Here is a 19924-nt window from a genome sequence, read left to right as displayed (position 1 = left end):
AGAATTAATGGAATTCTTTGAAGAAACAATTGATTCGAAAAAAGTATATCAGGGAAAAATAATTAATCTCAAAATTGAAAGAGTTAAACTTCCGAACGGAAAGGAATCTACCAGAGAAATAGTGGAACATCCCGGTGCAGTGGCAATTGTTCCAATAAATGAAAAAAATGAAGTAATTATGGTAAGACAATTTAGAAAAGCTGTAGAGAAAGTCTTATTAGAAATTCCTGCAGGAAAGATTGAAAAAAATGAAGATGTGGAAGAATGTGCTCAAAGAGAATTAATGGAAGAGACAGGATATAGATCAAAAAAACTCATTTTTCTTGCAGATTTTTATACTTCACCGGGCTTTTCTGATGAAAGAATGTATCTTTTCTTAGCAAAAGACCTCTTTGAAGCTAAGGGGACATTAGACGAGGATGAAATGATAAGTGTTGAAAAAATTCCTTTAACAGAAGCAGTGCTTCGCGCGTATAGAGGAGAAATTAAAGACGGTAAAACTCTTGCAGGACTTTTAATAGCAGAAAAATTCTTAAGTGAGGGAAAACTGTAAATGAAAATATTTGCCGATTTACATGTACATATCGGAAAAGCTCGAAATAAACCCGTAAAAATTACCGCATCAAAAGATCTTACATTAGAAAAAATTTTGACAACAGCTTATTTAGAAAAAGGTTTAAATGTTATAGGTATAGTAGATGCTGCATCCCCCTTAGTTTTAGATGAAATAATAGATATTATAAAAAAAGGAGAACTGGTAGAATTAGACAAAGGTGGATACCTTTATAAAAACTCGGTAATATTGTTTTTAGGTAGTGAATTGGAGACATTGGAAAAAAACGGTGTTGCTCATAGCTTAGTGTTTTTTCCGAAAATTATTGAAATGATCGGTTTTTCTAAAATAATGGAAAAATATATTAAAAATATTAATCTTAGTTCTCAAAAAGCTTCCATAAATGCCCGAGAATTATTAAAAATTGTTGAAGACATGGGAGGCGTTTTAATTCCAGCTCATGTTTTTACCCCTCATAAAAGCTTTTATGCTTGCTATAATCGATTACTTTTTGCCTTCGAAAATTGCTTTGACAGAATAAAATTTATTGAACTGGGATTAAGTGCGGATTCTTTTTTAGCCGATCATTTGAGGGAATTGGAGGAAAAGGTTTTTTTATCCAATTCAGATGCTCACTCATTAGAAAAAATTGGTAGAGAGTTTAATGAATTTTATGCTAAGGATGTTAACGATATAAATTTTGAAACAATTTTTCATGAAAAAGAAATAAGAATTACTGCAAATTTTGGATTGAATCCTAAGCTGGGTAAATACCACAGAACCAGGTGCGAGAATTGTGGTTTTATTGCTGAATCTGAACCTCCGGTAACTTACTGCCCGGTTTGTAAAAATAATAAAGTCACGGTAGGGGTTCTAGATAGAGTATATCTACTAAAAGATAAAGAATATAATAAACCTGCCGTAAGACCGCCTTATTTTTATAATTATCCTTTGGAGTTAATTCCCGGAATAGGCAAAAAAACTAAGAAACTGCTTTTAGATAAATTCCATTCGGAAATTAACGTTATGCATCTTGTTGAAATTAAAGAAATAGAAAAAAATTTTGGAAAAAAAATAGCCGAAAAAATTAGTAAGGTTAGGGAGGGTAAACTGGATTTAATATCAGGTGGAGGTGGAATTTACGGGAAGTTAATTATTGATTAATTTTAAAGTTATATTATCCAACTCCCCCGCATAATTATTTTATAAGTGGACGGGGGGAGATTAATTTTGCGTTACTTTATTGATGTTATTATTGAATATATCAAAAAAAATATTGGCCTTTATATAATACTTTTATTGATTCTTGTAATAGGTATATTATCGGGAAGTTTAACGGTAAACCTGCTTTCCGCGCTACAAAAAGAAGAATTAACCAAATACCTGAATATGTTTTTTATAAATATTAACAATATGGATCTGGATAGTACTAATATCTTTTATTCATCATTATCCAACAATTTAAAAACCCTATTAATTATTTTTTTATCGGGACTTTTAATTTTCGGATTCCCAATTGTTTTTATAATTATTTTTTTAAGGGGTTTTATGCTGGGTTTTACTACGGGATATTTTATTTCCGAATTTGGAACAAAAGGAGTTTTACTTTCTATTTTTGCTATTGTTCCGCAAAACATTTTAATAATTACGGGAATCTTATCAATAGGAGTAACAACTTTATACTTTGATTTTACAGTTCTTAAATCTAAAAGAAAATACTACAGGGAAAGTTATGGGAATCTTATATTAGGTTATTTATTCTCTTTTCTATTCTTTTCTTTATTTTTGCTTTTTGCGAGCCTTATCGAAGGGTATATATCTCCTTTTTTAATTAGAATTATTGCTAATTATATTTCATAAGCAAGGTGATATAAGGTGGAAGAAATATTAGATAGTTTTCTGGATTTTTTGGTGGTAGAAAGAGGTTTATCCAATAATACAGTTTTATCCTATAAAAATGATTTAAATCAATTTATAAATTTTTTAAAGAATAATGGAGTGAAAACCTTCAACGAAGTAAATAGAGCCAATATAATCTCTTATCTTTTATTTTTACAAAGGAAAAAAAGAGCTTCCAGCAGTATTCTCAGGTCTCTGGCAGCTATAAAAACTTTTTACCATTTTCTTTTAAGAGAGAGAATTATAGAAGAAGATCCCACATATAATTTAGATACACCAAAATTAGAAAAAAAATTACCGAGAGTGCTTACTGTGGAAGAAGTGGAAAAGCTTTTAGCTTCACCGGATAAAGAAGACCTCTGGGGACTAAGGGATAGAACCATGCTGGAATTGTTATACGCTACCGGAATAAGAGTTTCGGAACTGATTTCTTTAAAAGTCGAAGATGTAAATTTGGAAATGGGGTACCTAAAATGCATGGGAAAGGGGTCAAAGGAAAGGATTATCCCCATCGGCTCCGTCGCTACATCCTTCCTTAATTTATATATAAATGAAATTAGAAAAAAATTATTAAAAAATAAAGAATGTGACTATCTATTTTTCAATCATCAGGGAAAAAGTTTAACAAGACAGGGTTTTTGGAAGATTATAAAAAAATATGCCAGAAGAGCTAACATTAATAAAGAAATTACACCTCATACATTAAGGCACTCCTTTGCCACTCATCTTTTAGAAAACGGGGCAGATTTGCGTTCTGTTCAGGAAATGCTGGGACATTCAGATATATCAACAACTCAAATTTATACTCATTTAACAAAATCAAAAATCAGAGAGGTATACGATAGAACCCACCCGAGGGCTTAGCTTTATGAATAACATTCCTCCTTCAAGGATAATCTATGATTGAAAGGAGGAATGTCTTTGAAAAAAAAAGTAATTTCTCTTATTTCAGTAATTCTTATAAGTATTTTAATATTTTCCTCATCTTGCCAGGCAGTAATGTTTCAAAACCCGCCAAATATAAAATCTCCTTCGGCAATTTTAATTGATGCGTCCTCGGGGAAGGTTTTATATGAAAAAAATGCCCACCAGAAATTGGAACCAGCAAGTTTAGTTAAAATAATGACTTTACTTGTGGCTTTTGAGTCGGTGGAAAAAGGAAAGGCAAATTTTAACGATGAGGTAAGGGTGAGCGAACGAGCATGGAAAACAGGAGGTAGTCAGGTTTTCCTGGGTCCCGGCGAAGTCCAGACCCTTGAAACCTTACTAAAATGTATTGTCATTTCTTCAGCAAATGACGCATCGGTAGCCGTAGCTGAACATATAGGCGGTAGCGTAGAAGGTTTTGTCAGGATGATGAATGATAAGGCGAAGGAATTAGGGCTTCAAAATACTAATTTTACCAATCCTCATGGTTTACCCGATCCCAATCTTTATACCACAGCCTTTGATATGGCAATAGTAGCTAAGGAACTGATAAAATACCAGAAGTTTTTTGATTGGTCGACTAAATTGGTGGATTATCTTGAACATACTGATAAGAAACGCGAACCTACTATGCTTGCCAATACAAACAAACTAATTGGAAAATACGATGGGTTAGATGGTATTAAAACCGGGTATCACGAAAAGGCAGGATTTTGTTTTGTAGGTAGTGCTAAAAGAGGAGATATGAGGTTGATTTCGGTAGTAATGAATGCTCCTTCTTCTAATGATCGTTTTGAAGATACCAAAAAATTGCTGGACTATGGTTTTGGATTTTATAATTCTGTATCCGTGGCCAAAAAAGGAGCGACGGTAAAAAGATTAAAAGTAGACAAAGGAATAGAAAAAGAAGTTGAAATTATTTATAAAGAGGATAAGAGTTTTCTTGTAGAAAAGGGAAAAGAAAACGAAATAAGTACTAAAATCATTTTACCTGAAAAGATTGTGGCTCCGGTAAGAAAAGGTCAAAAAGTAGGAACTTTGAAAATATATCAAAACGATGTGGAAATAGGAGAAGTAGATTTGCTGGCAAAGCAAGATGTAAGGAAAATAGGATATTTGGATATATTAAAAACTCTTATTAATAGATTGTTTTAAGGATTTTCCCATGGTGCATCAATTAAGATGCACCATATTATTTTTTAAACAAAGATAAGGAAGGATTTTACAAAAGATTGTAGAAATACTATTTAAAACTTCTTAATAACCTGTAGTTAGGGGGCAGTAAAATGCTGCATGAAGGAGTAACTTTTCGTTATATAAATGATGTAATGATAGTAAACTTGAAAGGCGAACTGGATCATCATGTAGCTGCTCGCATAAAAGATGATATTGATTACATGATGAGTAGAAAAAATATAAAAAAAATAATTTTTAATTTTAAAAACGTTACTTTTATGGACAGTTCGGGTATAGGAATGCTCCTGGGGAGATATAAAAGTATTAAATCCATAGGAGGTGCTTTGGGGGTTTGCAATGTTAATGAGCGAATTAAAAAAGTATTTGATATATCCGGCCTTTTTAACATCATACCGTGTTATACGGATGAAAATGAAGCTTTAGAAAAAATATGAGGAGTGGTTTTATGGAAAAGCTTAATGAAATGACAATAGATTTTTTAAGTAAATCCCAGAATGAATCCTTTGCGAGGGTAGTGGTGGCAGCCTTTGCATCACAGTTAGATCCTACATTGGATGAAATTGCGGATATAAAAACTGCCGTATCTGAAGCTGTTACAAATTCTATAATCCACGGTTATGAGGATAGTGTAGGGAAAATTAGAATTAAAGCTGTATTATACGAAGATGGGATAGAAATCTGGGTACAGGATTGGGGGAAGGGGATAGAAGACATTGAACAGGCAAGGCAGCCTTTATGGACTTCAAAACCGGAACTTGATCGTTCGGGAATGGGTTTTACTATAATGGAAAATTTTATGGATTCTTTGGAAGTAGAATCAAAACCGGGTGAGGGCACTATAGTAAAAATGTATAAAAGATTAAAAACAAAGAAACCTTGAGGTAGATAGCATGGGCGATGAAAATATTGAACTTATAATAAAGGCAAAAGGCGGAGATCATGAAGCTAAGGAAAAGCTAATACAGAAAAATTTGGGACTTGTATATAATGTGGTAAAAAGATTTGAAAATAGAGGATTTGAACTGGAAGATTTAGTCCAGATTGGCACCATAGGATTATTAAAGGCTATTGACAGGTTTGATTTATCCTACAATGTAAAATTTTCCACCTATGCCGTGCCAATGATTATCGGAGAAATTAAAAGACAGATAAGGGATAATAATCCTATAAAAATTTCAAGAAAAATAAAGGAGATGTATTATAAAGTACAAAAAACAAAAGAATATCTGGAAAAACTGCAGGATAGAGAGCCAACAATTACTGAAATAGCAGAAGAGATGGGAATTTCAGTAGAAGAATTGAACATATATCTTGAAGCATCAAAACCAATTATATCTTTAAATGAAGTAGCTTTTCACGATGATACTAATCCTATATACGTATTGGATAGAGTCGAAGACGATAATGAAGCTATGATTACAGTACTAGATAATATCTCTTTAAAAGAAGCCATTTCAAAACTTGAAGGAATAGAGAGAAAAATAATATTTTTAAGATATTTTAAAGATAAAACTCAAACCCAGATCGCTCAAATATTAGGAATTTCTCAGGTGCAAGTTTCCCGCCTTGAAAAAAGGATTTTACAAAAAATAAGAAATATGATGATATGAAAACTGCAAAAGACTGCAGTTTTTTATTTTTTAAATTGTATAAAAAAGCTTACTGTGTAAAATAATACGTTTTAAAGGGGTGTTTGAAAATGGGAAATTTTAAAACTAAGCTATTAGTTGCTATAATTTGTTTTTTAATGCTCATATTAAGTTTCGGTGGGCTATTTTATTACAGAGAAATTAAAAACAAAATACCAAAAAGCGCCAAATTTGTAATAGTTTTAGAAGAGAATATTGATAAAAAGGAAGGGAAAAATATTAATGTAATTAATTTTTGGGAGGGATAAATATGACCGTGAAGGTTATAGAAGTTGTTGGGGAATCAAAAAATAGCTGGCAGGAAGCAATAGAAAATGCTGTAAAAGATGCTTCAAAGACGATAAGAAATATAACCGGAGTTGAGGTATTGAATCAAACTGCCAATGTGCAAAATGGCAAAATTGTAGAGTATAAGGCAGATGTAGCCATTGCATTCAAAGTAGATGGGACCACAGAAGCTTAATTAGCGAGCACTATAAAGTGCTCGCTTTAATATGGAAGGAGATGTTTATGGCCAGATCTGATATTACTTTGGAACAAAAAAAGTACAAAGAATTTATAAAAAACAAAAGGCCTAAACCACCCGTTATGCGAAATGTAATTTCAGCTTTTATCGTAGGAGGAATTATTTGTACTATTGGCCAAATAATATTAAATTTTTATATTAATATAGGACTGGATAAAGTAAAGCAAGCACCTGCAGCTACTTCAATTACAATGGTATTCCTGGGGGCCTTTTTAACAGGATTGGGAATATACGATCAGATAGGCAAAAGAGCAGGGGCCGGGTCAATAGTTCCAATTACAGGATTTGCAAATTCCATTGTTTCTCCCGCTATGGAATTTAAAGCAGAGGGTTTCGTTCTGGGGGTAGCCGCAAAAATGTTTGTAGTGGCAGGTCCAGTGATAGTATACGGTGTTACGGTTTCTATGATAATAGGAATTTTATACTACTTTTTGAAGTTGTGAGGGGAAAATATGTCTAATAAAAAAGTGGGAAAGCAAACAATAATGCTTGAAAACGCGCCTGCCATTATTGGAGTGGCATCAATTGTAGGACCCAAGGAAGGGCAGGGTCCTTTAAAAGATTATTTTGACTTAATAATAAACGATATGTACTTTCAGGAGAAAAGCTGGGAAAAAGCGGAAAGAAAGATGATGAAAGAAGCTGTGGAAATGGCTATAAAAAACAGTAAACTGCCTTATGATGCTGTGGAATATTTTATTGCTGGGGATTTGCTCAATCAAATAATTTCAGCCGGTTACACAGCTCGGGATATTGGAATACCCTTCTTAGGGATCTACGGAGCATGTTCTACAATGTCGGAAGGTTTAGCCCTTGGAGCAATAATAGTTGATGGTGGATTTGCAGAAAATGTAGTAGTTGCTACTTCCAGCCATTTTTGCACTGCCGAAAGACAGTTCCGCTTTCCTCTTGAATTGGGTAATCAACGTCTTCCTACTGCCCAAACCACTGTCACAGGGGCGGGTGCTGCTGTGATTTCCTTAAAAAATGATAATCCAAGAATTACATTTATAACCATCGGTAAAGTAATTGACATGGGCGAAAAAAATCCCAATGATATGGGGAGTGCAATGGCTCCGGCAGCAGTTGATACTATATTCCGTCATTTCGAAGATACAAAAAGAAGTCCGGATTATTATGACCTTATAGTAACCGGAGATCTTGCCAGTATAGGGAAAGACATTGCAGAAGATCTTTTAAAAGAAAAGGGCCTGGATATTTCTAACAAATATTCGGATTGCGGTTTGATGATTTTTAGTCCAAATCAGGATGTCCACGCAGGAGGAAGCGGATGTGGTTGTGCAGCAACCGTTTTTTGCGGATATATATATAAAGAAATGAAAAAGGGAAGGTTTAATAAGGTTTTACTTGTGGCAACAGGGGCATTGATGAGTACTACCAGTACTCAACAAGGAGAATCAATACCCTGTATAGCCCATGCCGTTGCTATTGAAAATTTGTAAAAAGGGGATTAGAAATGGAATACTTAAAAGCCTTTATTGTTGGTGGACTAATTTGTGTAATCGGACAGCTTTTAATGGATCTTACCAGTTTAACTCCTGCTCATGTTCTTGTTTTATTTGTTTCCTTGGGAGCGATATTAAGCGGATTGGGAATTTATCAACAACTTGTTGATTTTGCTGGTGCAGGAGCATCTATCCCTCTTCCGGGTTTTGGTCATACCCTTACAAAAGGTGTAATTGAACATGTTAATACCTACGGGATTTTGGGAATTTTTACCGGCGGTTTTACTTCTGCCGCTGCGGGAATAAGTGCAGCAATATTTTTTGGTTATTTAATGTCTATTTTATTCAACCCAAAACAGAAATGAGGAATTCATATGTTTGTAGATTTAATAGGACTAATATTAACTGTATTATTTATAAATTTTAATTACTGGTACATTCTTTTATTATTAACCTTTGCGGGGGTAATATTTGAATTTTTATTATTCACAACTTTGAATATGAAGATAATGAAGGTATCCGCCGGTGGTATTTTTAGTGAAATTGTGTTAGATAATTCTGTTTATAATTTAAACTGGATTATTCCAGTTATTTTCATTGTATTGGGAGTTTTTTTTATGGATCGTAAGGATATTGACATTATTAAAATTTTAGACCCTTCTGCAAAATATAATAAACCTGTACCTGTTTTATTAATTAAATACGGGTTAGCTCGAATACTGATTTTAATATTGATGAATCGATGAAAGAATAACTATGGAATAATATGGTAAAACTAATTAAGAGGTGTTATCTCAATGGTGATAGGAATCCCAAGAGGATTATTTTTCTATTTGTATTTTCCTTTATGGAAATCCTTTTTCGAAAATTTAGGTTGTGAGGTTGTATTATCTTCAAAGACCAATAAAAAAATAATGGAAGATGGTTTAAAAAACTGTGTGGATGACGCATGCCTTCCTGTTAAGGTGTTTCACGGTCATGTAATGGATTTAAAAGGAAAATGTGATTATATATACATCCCTCGAATAATTAGTACAAATAAAAGGGAATATATTTGTCCAAAATTTATGGGGCTTCCCGATATGGTATACAATTCAATTGAAATAGATATTCCGATTATAGACGATGAAATTGATTTATATAAAAGTAACATGAGCCTCTATAAACATTTCTACGGTATAGGACAAAAACTGGGAAAACCCAAAAAGGATGTTATAAAAGCTTTCTTATTAGCTTTGCATAATTTTAAATCCCATATAAAACTTATAAAGAAAAAACAAATAATTCCCTACGTGTCAACTATTGAAAATTCTGAAGGTGGATATAAATACAACGTATTGCTCTTAGGACATCCCTATAATATTTATGACGAATATATCAGCATGAATTTAATCAAAAAATTAAGCAATTACCGGGTAAAAGTACTTACTCCGGATGTCATTGATGAGAAAGAGATATTAAAGGGTACTTCTTATTTAAATAAAAAACTTTTTTGGACCCTGGAGAAAAATATAGTGGGAAGCGCCTTTTCGAAAATTTATAGTAAAGAAGTGGATGGCATTATTTATGTTGCTTCTTTTGGGTGTGGCCCCGATTCTATTATAGGGGATTTATTGAAAATAAAAATAGAAGATAATTATGAAATACCCTTTCTTCAATTGAATTTGGATGAACATTCCGGACAGGCAGGATTCGATACCCGTTTAGAAGCTTTTATTGATATTTTGGAAAGGAGACAAAATTAAAAAATGAAACTTACCTTTCCGCATATGGGGAATTTATATATCCCTCTAAAAACCTTTTTTGAAGGAATAGGAAATGAGGTAATAATCCCACCGCAATGCAGCAAAAAAACTCTTGAAATTGGAACTAAACTTGCTCCTGAATATGCTTGCTTACCCTTAAAAATTAATCTTGGTAATTTTATAGAAGCTTTTGAAAGAGGAGCCGATACAATAGTTATGGCAGGAGGTATTGGCCCTTGTCGCTTTGGTTACTATTGTGAAATTCAGAGGGAGATATTGAAAAAAAATGGTTATGATTTTGAAATGATAGTTTTAGAACCTCCAAGAGGGCAAATGCTTAAACTAATTAACAATATTAAAAGACTTTTAAGGAAAGATATTTCTACATTAATAAATTCTGCAAGGTTTGCATGGAAAAAAGCCATCATTTTAGATAACCTTGAAAGAGTAATATCAAAAAAAAGGGCTATAGAGAGGAAAAAAGGGGAAACAGAAAAGGTATACAAAGAATTAATAAACAGGCTTGAAAATATTTCCGAAGAAAATATGTTGGAAAAATTTTCAGTAGAAATAGAAGAAAAATTAAACCTGATTGAAGAAGACAACAAAGAACCTCTTGTTATAGGCATTGTGGGAGAAATATATACGGTGTTAGAACCTTTTGCGAATTTAAATATAGAAAAGCAATTAGGGGAATTAGGTGTAGAAACAAAGAGAAATATATATATTACAGACTGGGTAAGAGAAAATCTATTTCCCAAGTTTTTAAAACCCAAAAATCTCAATGAAATAATTGAAAAAGCTTTTCCTTACATTAGACATTTTGTTGGAGGCCATGGTCAGGAGTCAGTAGCACAAATAGTCAATTTTTCTAATAAAAATTTCGATGGAGTAATCCATTTGTTGCCATTTACTTGTATGCCGGAAATAGTGGCCAAAAGTGCGATTCCTAAGGTTTCTAAAGATTATAAAATACCGGTTATGACATTGGTATTAGATGAGCATTCTGGAGAGGTAGGTTTTAGAACACGATTAGAAGCTTTTGTGGATTTGATTGGTCAAAAAAAGGAGGAATACTTTTTAAATGAAAGGTTATTTGGGAGTGGATATAGGGTCGGTTAGTACCAATATTGTGTTATTAAATGAGATGGAAGAAGTAGAATATAAATTATATTTGAGAACAATGGGAAGACCTATTGATGCGTTAAAATCAGGTCTGGAAAATCTTTTGATACAATACGGAGAAAACATTGAAATTATTGGTGTAGGGACTACAGGGAGCGGTAGAATATTGGCAGGAACAATACTTGGAGCTGATGTCATAAAAAATGAGATTACCGCTCATTCGATTGCTACGATTAAAGAGTTTCCCGATGTGAAAACTATAATTGAGATCGGAGGACAGGATTCAAAAATTATTATTATAAGAAATAAAGTTGTGGTGGATTTTGCTATGAACACTGTCTGTGCTGCAGGAACCGGGTCTTTCCTCGACAGACAGGCTGATCGTTTAGGAATCCCAATTGAAAAGGTTGGTGAAATTGCTTTAAGATCCAAAAATCCTACAAGAATTGCTGGTCGATGTGCAGTTTTTGCTGAATCAGATATGATTCATAAACAACAAATGGGCTATAAAATGGAAGATATTTTAAAAGGGCTATGCAAGGCATTGGTCAGAAATTACTTATCAAATGTAGCGAAAGGAAAAGAATTAAAACCTCCCTATGTGTTTCAGGGTGGGGTTGCAGCAAATACAGGTATTAAGAAAGCTTTTGAGGAAGAGCTGGGAGAGAATATTTATATCCCGAAATATTACGATGTAATGGGAGCCATTGGTGCAGCGTTACTTGCAAAAAGATATATTAATTCCACTTTAAAAAAGACAAATTTTAAGGGATTTAAAATTGTCAATTCAAGAATTGATACGGAAATGTTTGAATGCGATGGATGTTCTAATAGTTGTGAAGTTGTTCAGATTTATTGTGAAGGTAAAATTATCGGGAGATGGGGCGATAAATGTGGAAAATGGTCTAATTCTTTAAATTTAGAAAGATACGATATTGCACAAGAAGCCATTTTATGATATACTTACATGCGGTAAAATACGGAATACTCACGCCGGCGATTCCAGAAAGGGTGCCTTAATAGGTCTTTTTGGAAGATGAACTGTGCGGAGGAAAAAACAAAAGGAGGTATATTTAATGTCAATTATTTCAATGAAACAATTGCTTGAAGCAGGGGTTCATTTTGGACATCAAACCAGAAGATGGAACCCTAAAATGAAGGAGTATATCTTTACCGAAAGAAATGGAATCTACATCATTGACCTGCAAAAAACCGTTAAAAAATTAGAAGAAGCTTATGAATTTGTTAAAAACTTATCTGCAGAAGGTGGAAAAATTCTCTTTGTCGGTACTAAAAAACAGGCTCAGGAATCTGTCATGGAAGAAGCCAAAAGATGTGATATGTTTTATGTTAATCAAAGATGGCTGGGCGGAATGCTTACCAATTTCAGAACTATAAGAAAAAGAGTGGAGCGCTTAAAGGAACTGGAAAAAATGGAACAGGAAGGAACCTTTGACGTTTTGCCCAAAAAAGAGGTTCTAAATTTAAAAAGAGAAAAAGAGCGCTTAGAAAAGTATTTAGGTGGAATAAAAGAAATGAATTCACTTCCCGATGCTCTATTCATTGTAGATCCAAGGAAAGAAAAAATAGCGGTTTCTGAAGCCAGAAAATTAAATATTCCTATTGTAGCTATTGTAGATACCAATTGTGATCCTGATGAAATTGATTATGTAATTCCTGGAAACGATGATGCCATTAGAGCTGTAAAATTGATAGCTGAAAAAATTGCAGATGCCGTTTTGGAGGGCAAGCAGGGAGAACAATTGAACGCTGCTGAGGCATAAGACGGAAAGGTAAGGACGGCATTATGTCCTTACCTTAAGTATATATTACAGGAGGTATAAAGGATGATTTCATCAGAACAGGTAAAAGAACTTAGAGAAAGAACAGGTGCTGGAATAATGGATTGCAAAAAGGCTTTAGCCGAAGCTGATGGAGATATGGAAAAAGCTGTTGTTATTTTAAGGGAAAGAGGATTAGCTAAAGCTGCGAAAAAAGCTGGAAGAGAAGCAAAAGAAGGCATTATTGATTCATACATTCATGGTGGAGGCCGTATAGGAGTGCTTTTAGAAGTAAATTGCGAAACTGATTTTGTAGCAAGAAATGATGAATTCAAATCCTTAGTCAAAGATTTAGCTATGCAGATTGCGGCGGCTAATCCAAAGTACATAAAAAGAGAAGATGTACCTGCTGAAATTATAGAGAATGAGAAGCAGATACTCAGAACTCAGGCTATTAATGAAGGTAAGCCCGAACATGTTGTAGATAAAATCGTAGAAGGCAGACTGGAAAAATTTTTCGAAGAAAATTGCTTATTAGAACAACCTTTTATTAAAGACCCTGATAGAAAAGTTTCGCAAATCATTATGGAAAAAATTGCCTTATTGGGAGAAAATATTACTGTTTCAAGATTCGTAAGATTTGAAAAAGGAGAAATGGATACGGCAAGCAAAGTATAATTTTTAAAAAAGAGACACTATCCGTGTCTCTTTTTTAAAAAATAAAACAATTTTTTAAAGAGAGGGTTTATAAATGCAGAAATTAAAGTACAATAGAATTGTATTAAAAATTAGCGGGGAAGCTCTGGCAGGAGAGAAAGGATTTGGTATAGATCAGGAAGTAGTGGATTCTATTGCTGAAGAAATAAAAGAAATTAGGAAGTATGGAATTAGCGTAGCAGTTGTTGTAGGAGGAGGCAATATCTGGCGCGGTCGGAATTATCCACAGCTTGATAGAGCTACTGCTGATTATATGGGGATGCTGGCTACGGTAATAAATGCTTTAGCTCTTCAGGATGCACTGGAGAAAAGAAATATAGAAACAAGGGTTCAAACAGCTATTGAAATGAGAGCAATAGCAGAACCTTATATTAGAAGAAGAGCTATTAGACACCTTGAAAAGGGAAGAGTAGTGATCTTTGCGGCGGGTACAGGCAATCCCTTTTTCTCCACAGATACTGCGGCAGCTCTTAGAGCTGCTGAAATCGAAGCAGATGTAATACTGCTTGCAAAACGGGTGGACGGTGTTTATGATTCGGATCCTTTGAAAAACCCAAATGCTCAAAAATTTGAGAGCCTTGATTATATTGATATTTTAAATATGGGGCTTGGAGTTATGGATTCTACCGCTACATCCTTGTGTATGGATAATAAAATCCCAATAATAGTATTTGGTCTCAATCAACCGGGGAATATAGTTAAGGCGGCATTGGGAGAAAATATAGGAACTTTTGTTAAAGGGGGTTAAATTGTGGATAAAAAGCTATTTAAAGAAACCGAGGAAAAGATGAATAAGGTTATTTCCCTTTACAAACAGGAATTAGCAACCATTAGAGCCGGTCGTGCTACCACAGCTTTGCTTGACAAAGTTATGGTTGATTATTACGGTACCCCTACACCCGTAAACCAGGTTGCAACCATAAACATCCCGGAACCAAGAATGATAGTAATTCAGCCCTGGGATGCTAAAATGCTTCAACCTATAGAAAAAGCAATCTTAAAATCTGATCTGGGATTAACTCCCAATAACGATGGAAAGGTAATAAGGTTAGTATTGCCGGTTTTAACTATGGAAAGACGAAAAGAACTAACAAAAATGGCCAAACAAAAAGCTGAAGAAGCTAAGGTACATATTAGAAATATAAGAAGAGATGTAAATGATCAATTGAAGAAAATGGAAAAAAACGGAGAAATATCGGAGGATGAGCATAAGAGAGCCCAAGAGGATATTCAAAAAATGACGGATAAATTCATTGAAGAAATTGATAAAATTTATAATTCTAAGGAAAAAGAGATAATGGAGGTATAAGTATTTTTATTGAAGAATTAACAGGTATTGAGTTAAAAGATGCTGTTGAAATTTTAAATAAGCAAAATGTAGAAATAAATTCAATAAAGTATTTATTTCCCTTCAAAGAAGTAAAGGGTTTTACCAGGGAAGTTGTGGTAAGGGTAAAATTAATTGATTCAAAAGCTGATATTCTGGTAGCTTATTTTAAACCTTAATAGGAAATCCCCCTTTTTTTATAAAAGGGGGTATGGATTTATTTAGGAGGTATTATGATAGATAAAATTATTCCTTCGCATATTGCTATAATTATGGATGGGAACGGCAGATGGGCTCGTTCAAAAGGTCTTCCGAGAATAGCGGGACATTGGGCAGGTGCAGATAGTTTAAAAGAGATTGTGGAATGCTGTGCGGAGATAGGAGTAAAAGTATTAACAGTTTATGCTTTTTCTACCGAAAATTGGAAAAGACCCTATGAAGAAGTAAGTACAATCTTTAATTTACTCAGATATTTTTTACAAAAAGAGACAGATAGGTTAAAAAACAACAATATTAAAATTAAAGTATCTGGAAATATCGAAAGATTACCCAAAAAAGTTATAGAAGAAATAGAAAAGGCTTTAGAAAAAACTAAAAATTGCAGTGGTTTAATATTAAATATAGCAGTGAATTACGGTGGAAGGGACGAAATTTTAAGAGCATGCAAGATCATTGCAGATGAGGTAAAAAAAGGTAAGATCGAAATTGATGAGATTGATGACTCATTGTTCAAAAAATACTTATTTACAGGAGATTTACCGGATCCCGATCTTTTAATTCGCCCCAGTGGAGAATTAAGAATCAGCAATTTTTTACTTTACCAGTTAGCTTATACGGAGCTTTGGTTTTGTGAAAAAACCTGGCCTGATTTTAAAAAAGATGATTTGATGAGGGCTATCTCGGATTTTCAGAAAAGAGATAGAAGATTTGGGGGTTTAAATAATAACAATGATAAAAAATGAATTTCTTATAAGAAGTATAAGCGCTGTGGTGGGGATAATATTACTGGGGTATGTAATAAATGTAGGAAAAATAATTTTTCTAATCTCACTGGGGTTACTCAATACAATTGCAAATTGGGAACTTTACAATGCTTTTAAGAAAATAGGCATAGACATTAAACTGGGTTACGTCGTTTTGCTAAATTTATTTCTGCTTTTTTTTGTTTATTTTGTTCCGAATATTCAGCTCGTATTTTTCCCTTTTTCGATAATAATAATGATGAGTTTTTTGACTACTTTAATAAATAATGATAAAAATAATTTAACCGATATAGTTTATACCTTGTTTAGTTTTATTTACACTTCAATAATGTTTTTACATTTTTTACTACTCAGGAATTTAGAAAACGGGATAAATTACGTATGGTGGGTTTTTGCCTCTACATGGGCTTGCGACACCTTCGCATATATTGTAGGTATGCTTTTTGGGAAACATAAACTTATACCGTCGGTAAGTCCTAAAAAAAGTATTGAAGGTAGCATAGGAGGTATAGGAGGAAGTATCTTAATAAGTATTTTTTTTGCAAAATATTTTTTACCTGCCGTAAAACCGTTTGAAGCTTTTATTTTAGGACTTCTCATTGGAATATTTTCCCAAATTGGGGATTTATCCTGTTCTTTAATTAAACGTTTTTGCAAAATAAAAGATTTTTCCAGGATTATCCCTGGACATGGAGGAATTTTAGATAGATTTGATAGTACTCTATTTTCGTTTCCTGTAGCATATTATTATATAATGATCGTTATAATAAAAGGAGGGTTAATATGGTTTTAAAGAATGAATATAAACCCCTCCTTTACCTCGGAATTTCTATTATTATTGCCACAATAATCGTTACATTAACAATTAGATACCTTTTGCCCTTTGTATTCGGAGTAATAATTGCTTTTTTAATCGAACCCCTGGTCAAATTTGCTGAAAGGCTCAATATTAAAAGAACGTATTCTTCTTTAATAATTTTATTAGGGATTTTTACTCTTATAATCTATATTATTATTTTAAGTATATCGAGAATCACGGTAGAATTGGGTAAGCTTGTAACGATCCTTCCCAAGTATTATAACTTAATTTATGAATTATGGAATAAATTGAATTTTGCTCTTTATAATATTTCCAAGTACATACCCAAGGAAACGCTTGATTATTTAAACAATAACTGGGATCAAGTAATTTCTTATGTTTCTACGTATATCTCAAATTTTTATAGTTTTCTACTCAATAAGCTTGTCTTGATACCCGGAGTAATTGTATTTTTAATTTTTACTTTTCTTGCCAGTTACTTTTTTTCAAAGGATAAGCATAAAATTTTAGATACATTAAAGAGAATTCTTCCCGCTTCCCTTCATAAAAAATTGGAAAACATACAGATTGAATTGTTTTTATCATTTATAGGTCTAATAAAGGCACAAATAATACTGGTAATAATTTCTACTGCAATTACCATCGTAGGTTTTTACATATTAAAAGTAGACTATGCATTAACCCTTGGATTAATTTGCGGGCTTTTAGATATACTTCCCTTATTTGGTCCCAGTCTAATTTTTATTCCGTGGATATTGTATCTAATAATAACAGGAAGTGTAAGTTTTGCCCTATATATTTTGATAATATATTTAGTGGTTATCGGAACAAGACAAATTCTTCAGGCAAAAGTTATAGGTAGTAATTTGGGATTGGATCCTACTCTGGCATTAATAGCTATATATTTAGGTATAAAAATTTTTGGTTTTCTTGGTCTTTTTTTAGGTCCGCTTATTGCAGTAATTATAAGGGCTGCTGTGCACTCAGGTTTAGTACCTCCTCTGAGTAAAAAGTAATTTTCATGGCAGGTGATAAAAATGGGTAATACCATTATTATTTCTATAATAATCTTAGGTGCTCTCGTAATAGCCCATGAATTTGGCCACTTTATTATGGCAAAAAAAAGCGATATGAAGGTAAATGAATTTGCTATAGGCTTTGGTCTAAGTATTTTTTCGAAAAGAATTGGAGAAACGGTTTATTCGTTAAAAATTTTCCCCTTAGGCGGCTATGTTAAAATTGAAGGAGAAGATGAAAAGACAAATGATCCCCGATCTTTTGCTAATAAACCACTTATATCAAGAATGGCGGTAGTATTGGCAGGCCCATTAATGAACCTCTTATTAGGTGCTTTGCTTTTTTCGGTGGTAGCTTTTTTTACCGGTATAACTACTACAAGTGTAGAAGTAATTCCCGATTCACCCGCTTTTAAAGCCGGTATTAGAGACGGTGATGTTATTTACAAAATTGACGGAGAAAAAATAAGTTCCTGGGAGAATATAGTGGATATAATAAGCAATAGACCAGATAAGGAAATAAATATTGAGATAAAAAGAGGAGAAAGTATTATACCTTTAAGAGTAAGAACTCAAATCGACCCACAGACAAAAAGGGGTATAATTGGAATAAAATCAAAAATGATAAAATATTCTTTTTTTCCGAGTTTAATATTCGGTTTTAATAGAATGTTTTACGTAGTAAAAATGATAGTGATTTCCTTAGTCACAACAGGTATTAGAACTCAGGACTTGGTAGGGCCTGTAGGCATGGTACATATTGTAGGAGAAGCTGCCAAATTTGGAATATTTAACGTTATTTTTCTCGCGGCAATAATTAGTATAAACCTGGGTTTATTTAACTTATTTCCAATTCCTGCATTAGACGGAAGCAGAATAATTTTCCTGCTTATTGAATTAGTAAGAAAAAAGCCCGTAGATCCAGAGAAAGAGGGTATGATTCATTTCATAGGTTTTGCTATTCTGATTATACTGGCTATTTTTATTGCCTATAAAGATTTTATAAAATTTTACTAAAAAATACTGAGAATTACATCTTATGTCAGAATTTGAGGAATGATAAAAATGGATAGGGAAGTAATTAAGAGAAAATCAACAAAAAAAATCAGAGTGGGAACCATTTATATAGGCGGTGACGCTCCAATTACAGTACAGTCAATGACCAACACCAAAACTGAAGATGTAAAATCTACGGTAGAACAGATCTTGAAATTGGAGGAATGTGGCTGCGATATAATAAGAGTGGCTGTTACCAATGTAGAATCAGCTGAAGCGATAAAATCGATAAAAAAGCATATACATATTCCCATTGTGGCAGATATACAGTTCGATTACAGGTTAGCAATAGAGTCAGTTAAAAACGGTGCGGATAAAATAAGGATAAATCCGGGGAATATTGGTGACAGGCAAAAATTAATAGAAGTGGTTAAAGCACTAAAATATTATGGAGTACCTTTAAGAGTAGGAGTAAATTCAGGGTCTTTAAAAAAAGAACTCCTTATTAAGTATGGAATGCCCACTGCTGAAGCTCTTGTAGAAAGCGCTTTAGAAGAAATTAGAATTTTAGAAGAGCTGGATTTTCAAGATATAGTTGTTTCTATTAAATCCTCCGACGTTATAACTACAATAAAAGCTTATGAGCTTATTTCTCAAAAGGTAGATTATCCTCTGCATTTAGGTGTTACTGAAGCTGGAACATTGATAAAATCAACGGTAAAGTCCTCGATTGGTATTGGAACCCTTCTTTATAAGGGAATTGGGGATACCATAAGGGTTTCTATAACCGGGGATCCGGTAGAAGAAATAAAGGTGGGTATTGAGCTTTTAAAAAGTCTTAATTTAAAGAAATCAGGAATCGATCTTATTTCATGTCCGACTTGTGCAAGATGTAATGTAAATTTAATTTCGATAGCAAAAGAGATAGAACAAAGGCTTTCTAATATAAAAGAACCTTTAAAAGTAGCGGTTATGGGATGTGCGGTAAACGGACCCGGGGAAGCTAAGGAAGCGGACATTGGATTGGCAGGAGGAAATAAAAGTTTTGTTTTATTTAAGAAAGGAAAGATTGAGAGAACCGTTGGAGAGAGTGAGGCAGTGGAAGTATTAATACAAGAAATTAAAGAGTTATTAAAGAAGGGGAGTGAATTGCGATGATCAGAGAAACAGATGAAATAGCGATTTTAGGGCATTCAA

At 33.3% G+C, this 19924-nt stretch carries 26 protein-coding genes; all 26 read left to right on the top strand.

The window, feature by feature from the left end; genetic code table 11:
• Positions 1–7 precede the first annotated feature (7 nt).
• The 26 genes from ACPLOV_RS04635 to ispG all read left to right on the top strand — a co-directional run bounded on the left by ACPLOV_RS04635 (position 8) and on the right by ispG (position 19885).
• Positions 8–553, top strand: a complete 546-nt coding sequence (locus tag ACPLOV_RS04635; protein ID WP_424910725.1) for an NUDIX hydrolase — start codon at positions 8–10, stop codon at positions 551–553.
• The gene (locus ACPLOV_RS04630; RefSeq protein WP_424909002.1) at positions 554–1717 is read left to right on the top strand and encodes a TIGR00375 family protein; all 1164 of its coding nucleotides are present in this window, start codon (positions 554–556) and stop codon (positions 1715–1717) included. It abuts the gene before it with no gap.
• 66 nt (positions 1718–1783) lie between these two features.
• Positions 1784–2413, top strand: a complete 630-nt coding sequence (gene spoIIM / locus ACPLOV_RS04625; protein WP_424909003.1) for a stage II sporulation protein M — start codon at positions 1784–1786, stop codon at positions 2411–2413.
• 15 nt (positions 2414–2428) lie between these two features.
• Entirely contained in the window at positions 2429–3316 is an 888-nt protein-coding gene (gene xerD, locus ACPLOV_RS04620) for a site-specific tyrosine recombinase XerD (protein ID WP_424909004.1), read from the top strand.
• A gap of 57 nt (positions 3317–3373) precedes the next feature.
• Positions 3374–4534: a D-alanyl-D-alanine carboxypeptidase family protein gene (locus ACPLOV_RS04615; protein ID WP_424909005.1), complete on the top strand. Its 1161-nt coding sequence runs from the start codon at positions 3374–3376 to the stop codon at positions 4532–4534.
• A gap of 131 nt (positions 4535–4665) precedes the next feature.
• Entirely contained in the window at positions 4666–5010 is a 345-nt protein-coding gene (spoIIAA, locus tag ACPLOV_RS04610; protein WP_424909006.1) for an anti-sigma F factor antagonist, read from the top strand.
• A gap of 11 nt (positions 5011–5021) precedes the next feature.
• A complete protein-coding gene (spoIIAB, locus tag ACPLOV_RS04605; RefSeq protein ID WP_424909007.1) occupies positions 5022–5456 on the top strand; it encodes an anti-sigma F factor in 435 nt (144 codons plus the stop codon).
• A 10-nt stretch (positions 5457–5466) separates the two neighbouring features.
• Positions 5467–6186 carry a SigF/SigG family RNA polymerase sporulation sigma factor gene (locus ACPLOV_RS04600; RefSeq protein WP_424909008.1) on the top strand — a complete coding sequence of 240 codons (720 nt, stop codon included), beginning with the start codon at positions 5467–5469 and terminating at the stop codon, positions 6184–6186.
• Between the two features lie 89 nt (positions 6187–6275).
• Positions 6276–6473 (top strand): hypothetical protein, encoded by a 198-nt coding sequence (locus tag ACPLOV_RS04595; RefSeq protein ID WP_424909009.1) that lies wholly within the window; start codon positions 6276–6278, stop codon positions 6471–6473.
• Positions 6474–6475: 2 nt separating this feature from the next.
• The gene (locus tag ACPLOV_RS04590; protein WP_068748550.1) at positions 6476–6688 is read left to right on the top strand and encodes a dodecin family protein; all 213 of its coding nucleotides are present in this window, start codon (positions 6476–6478) and stop codon (positions 6686–6688) included.
• A 47-nt stretch (positions 6689–6735) separates the two neighbouring features.
• Positions 6736–7194, top strand: coding sequence for a stage V sporulation protein AC (gene spoVAC, locus ACPLOV_RS04585; protein ID WP_424909010.1), 459 nt, complete (start codon positions 6736–6738; stop codon positions 7192–7194).
• 9 nt (positions 7195–7203) lie between these two features.
• Positions 7204–8214 (top strand): stage V sporulation protein AD, encoded by a 1011-nt coding sequence (gene spoVAD / locus ACPLOV_RS04580; protein ID WP_424909011.1) that lies wholly within the window; start codon positions 7204–7206, stop codon positions 8212–8214.
• A 14-nt stretch (positions 8215–8228) separates the two neighbouring features.
• The gene (gene spoVAE, locus ACPLOV_RS04575; protein ID WP_424909012.1) at positions 8229–8582 is read left to right on the top strand and encodes a stage V sporulation protein AE; all 354 of its coding nucleotides are present in this window, start codon (positions 8229–8231) and stop codon (positions 8580–8582) included.
• A 9-nt stretch (positions 8583–8591) separates the two neighbouring features.
• A complete protein-coding gene (locus tag ACPLOV_RS04570; RefSeq protein ID WP_424909013.1) occupies positions 8592–8963 on the top strand; it encodes a hypothetical protein in 372 nt (123 codons plus the stop codon).
• A gap of 51 nt (positions 8964–9014) precedes the next feature.
• The gene (locus tag ACPLOV_RS04565) at positions 9015–9962 is read left to right on the top strand and encodes an acyl-CoA dehydratase activase-related protein (RefSeq protein ID WP_424909014.1); all 948 of its coding nucleotides are present in this window, start codon (positions 9015–9017) and stop codon (positions 9960–9962) included.
• Positions 9963–9965: 3 nt separating this feature from the next.
• Positions 9966–11084: a CoA protein activase gene (locus ACPLOV_RS04560; protein WP_424909016.1), complete on the top strand. Its 1119-nt coding sequence runs from the start codon at positions 9966–9968 to the stop codon at positions 11082–11084.
• A complete protein-coding gene (locus ACPLOV_RS04555) occupies positions 11047–12045 on the top strand; it encodes an acyl-CoA dehydratase activase (RefSeq protein ID WP_424909017.1) in 999 nt (332 codons plus the stop codon). Before ACPLOV_RS04560 ends, ACPLOV_RS04555 begins: the two co-directional genes overlap by 38 nt.
• A 118-nt stretch (positions 12046–12163) precedes the next feature.
• Complete coding sequence (gene rpsB, locus ACPLOV_RS04550; RefSeq protein WP_424909018.1) at positions 12164–12871, top strand: 30S ribosomal protein S2; 708 nt, start codon at positions 12164–12166, stop codon at positions 12869–12871.
• A 63-nt stretch (positions 12872–12934) separates the two neighbouring features.
• Entirely contained in the window at positions 12935–13546 is a 612-nt protein-coding gene (gene tsf, locus ACPLOV_RS04545) for a translation elongation factor Ts (RefSeq protein ID WP_424909019.1), read from the top strand.
• 73 nt (positions 13547–13619) lie between these two features.
• A complete protein-coding gene (gene pyrH, locus ACPLOV_RS04540; protein ID WP_068748540.1) occupies positions 13620–14333 on the top strand; it encodes a UMP kinase in 714 nt (237 codons plus the stop codon).
• 39 nt (positions 14334–14372) lie between these two features.
• Entirely contained in the window at positions 14373–14894 is a 522-nt protein-coding gene (gene frr, locus ACPLOV_RS04535) for a ribosome recycling factor (RefSeq protein ID WP_424909025.1), read from the top strand.
• Between the two features lie 251 nt (positions 14895–15145).
• A complete protein-coding gene (locus ACPLOV_RS04530; protein ID WP_424909020.1) occupies positions 15146–15874 on the top strand; it encodes an isoprenyl transferase in 729 nt (242 codons plus the stop codon).
• Complete coding sequence (locus ACPLOV_RS04525) at positions 15861–16688, top strand: phosphatidate cytidylyltransferase (RefSeq protein ID WP_424909021.1); 828 nt, start codon at positions 15861–15863, stop codon at positions 16686–16688. Before ACPLOV_RS04530 ends, ACPLOV_RS04525 begins: the two co-directional genes overlap by 14 nt.
• Entirely contained in the window at positions 16679–17731 is a 1053-nt protein-coding gene (gene ytvI / locus ACPLOV_RS04520; protein WP_424909022.1) for a sporulation integral membrane protein YtvI, read from the top strand. Before ACPLOV_RS04525 ends, ytvI begins: the two co-directional genes overlap by 10 nt.
• A gap of 21 nt (positions 17732–17752) precedes the next feature.
• Complete coding sequence (gene rseP / locus ACPLOV_RS04515) at positions 17753–18748, top strand: RIP metalloprotease RseP (RefSeq protein ID WP_424910724.1); 996 nt, start codon at positions 17753–17755, stop codon at positions 18746–18748.
• 48 nt (positions 18749–18796) lie between these two features.
• Positions 18797–19885 (top strand): flavodoxin-dependent (E)-4-hydroxy-3-methylbut-2-enyl-diphosphate synthase, encoded by a 1089-nt coding sequence (gene ispG, locus ACPLOV_RS04510; protein ID WP_424909024.1) that lies wholly within the window; start codon positions 18797–18799, stop codon positions 19883–19885.
• The last annotated feature ends 39 nt before the right edge of the window (positions 19886–19924 follow it).

Origin of the sequence: Thermovenabulum sp. (assembly GCF_049723235.1) — a bacterium.
Lineage (GTDB): Bacteria > Bacillota > Thermosediminibacteria > Thermosediminibacterales > Thermosediminibacteraceae > Thermovenabulum.
This window is presented reverse-complemented; position numbering and strand designations above follow the sequence as displayed.

Excerpts from the sequence above, each read along its gene's own strand:
- ACPLOV_RS04635 (WP_424910725.1), top strand. The coding sequence starts at position 8 with ATGGAATTCTTTGAAGAAACAATTGATTCGAAAAAAGTATATCAGGGA.
- ACPLOV_RS04630 (WP_424909002.1), top strand. The coding sequence starts at position 554 with ATGAAAATATTTGCCGATTTACATGTACATATCGGAAAAGCTCGAAAT.
- spoIIAA (WP_424909006.1), top strand. The coding sequence starts at position 4,666 with ATGCTGCATGAAGGAGTAACTTTTCGTTATATAAATGATGTAATGATA.
- spoIIAB (WP_424909007.1), top strand. The coding sequence starts at position 5,022 with ATGGAAAAGCTTAATGAAATGACAATAGATTTTTTAAGTAAATCCCAG.
- ACPLOV_RS04600 (WP_424909008.1), top strand. The coding sequence starts at position 5,467 with ATGGGCGATGAAAATATTGAACTTATAATAAAGGCAAAAGGCGGAGAT.
- ACPLOV_RS04595 (WP_424909009.1), top strand. The coding sequence starts at position 6,276 with ATGGGAAATTTTAAAACTAAGCTATTAGTTGCTATAATTTGTTTTTTA.
- ACPLOV_RS04590 (WP_068748550.1), top strand. The coding sequence starts at position 6,476 with ATGACCGTGAAGGTTATAGAAGTTGTTGGGGAATCAAAAAATAGCTGG.
- spoVAC (WP_424909010.1), top strand. The coding sequence starts at position 6,736 with ATGGCCAGATCTGATATTACTTTGGAACAAAAAAAGTACAAAGAATTT.
- spoVAD (WP_424909011.1), top strand. The coding sequence starts at position 7,204 with ATGTCTAATAAAAAAGTGGGAAAGCAAACAATAATGCTTGAAAACGCG.
- spoVAE (WP_424909012.1), top strand. The coding sequence starts at position 8,229 with ATGGAATACTTAAAAGCCTTTATTGTTGGTGGACTAATTTGTGTAATC.
- ACPLOV_RS04570 (WP_424909013.1), top strand. The coding sequence starts at position 8,592 with ATGTTTGTAGATTTAATAGGACTAATATTAACTGTATTATTTATAAAT.
- ACPLOV_RS04565 (WP_424909014.1), top strand. The coding sequence starts at position 9,015 with ATGGTGATAGGAATCCCAAGAGGATTATTTTTCTATTTGTATTTTCCT.
- ACPLOV_RS04560 (WP_424909016.1), top strand. The coding sequence starts at position 9,966 with ATGAAACTTACCTTTCCGCATATGGGGAATTTATATATCCCTCTAAAA.
- ACPLOV_RS04555 (WP_424909017.1), top strand. The coding sequence starts at position 11,047 with ATGAAAGGTTATTTGGGAGTGGATATAGGGTCGGTTAGTACCAATATT.
- rpsB (WP_424909018.1), top strand. The coding sequence starts at position 12,164 with ATGTCAATTATTTCAATGAAACAATTGCTTGAAGCAGGGGTTCATTTT.
- tsf (WP_424909019.1), top strand. The coding sequence starts at position 12,935 with ATGATTTCATCAGAACAGGTAAAAGAACTTAGAGAAAGAACAGGTGCT.
- pyrH (WP_068748540.1), top strand. The coding sequence starts at position 13,620 with ATGCAGAAATTAAAGTACAATAGAATTGTATTAAAAATTAGCGGGGAA.
- frr (WP_424909025.1), top strand. The coding sequence starts at position 14,373 with ATGAATAAGGTTATTTCCCTTTACAAACAGGAATTAGCAACCATTAGA.
- ACPLOV_RS04530 (WP_424909020.1), top strand. The coding sequence starts at position 15,146 with ATGATAGATAAAATTATTCCTTCGCATATTGCTATAATTATGGATGGG.
- ACPLOV_RS04525 (WP_424909021.1), top strand. The coding sequence starts at position 15,861 with ATGATAAAAAATGAATTTCTTATAAGAAGTATAAGCGCTGTGGTGGGG.
- ytvI (WP_424909022.1), top strand. The coding sequence starts at position 16,679 with ATGGTTTTAAAGAATGAATATAAACCCCTCCTTTACCTCGGAATTTCT.
- rseP (WP_424910724.1), top strand. The coding sequence starts at position 17,753 with ATGGGTAATACCATTATTATTTCTATAATAATCTTAGGTGCTCTCGTA.
- ispG (WP_424909024.1), top strand. The coding sequence starts at position 18,797 with ATGGATAGGGAAGTAATTAAGAGAAAATCAACAAAAAAAATCAGAGTG.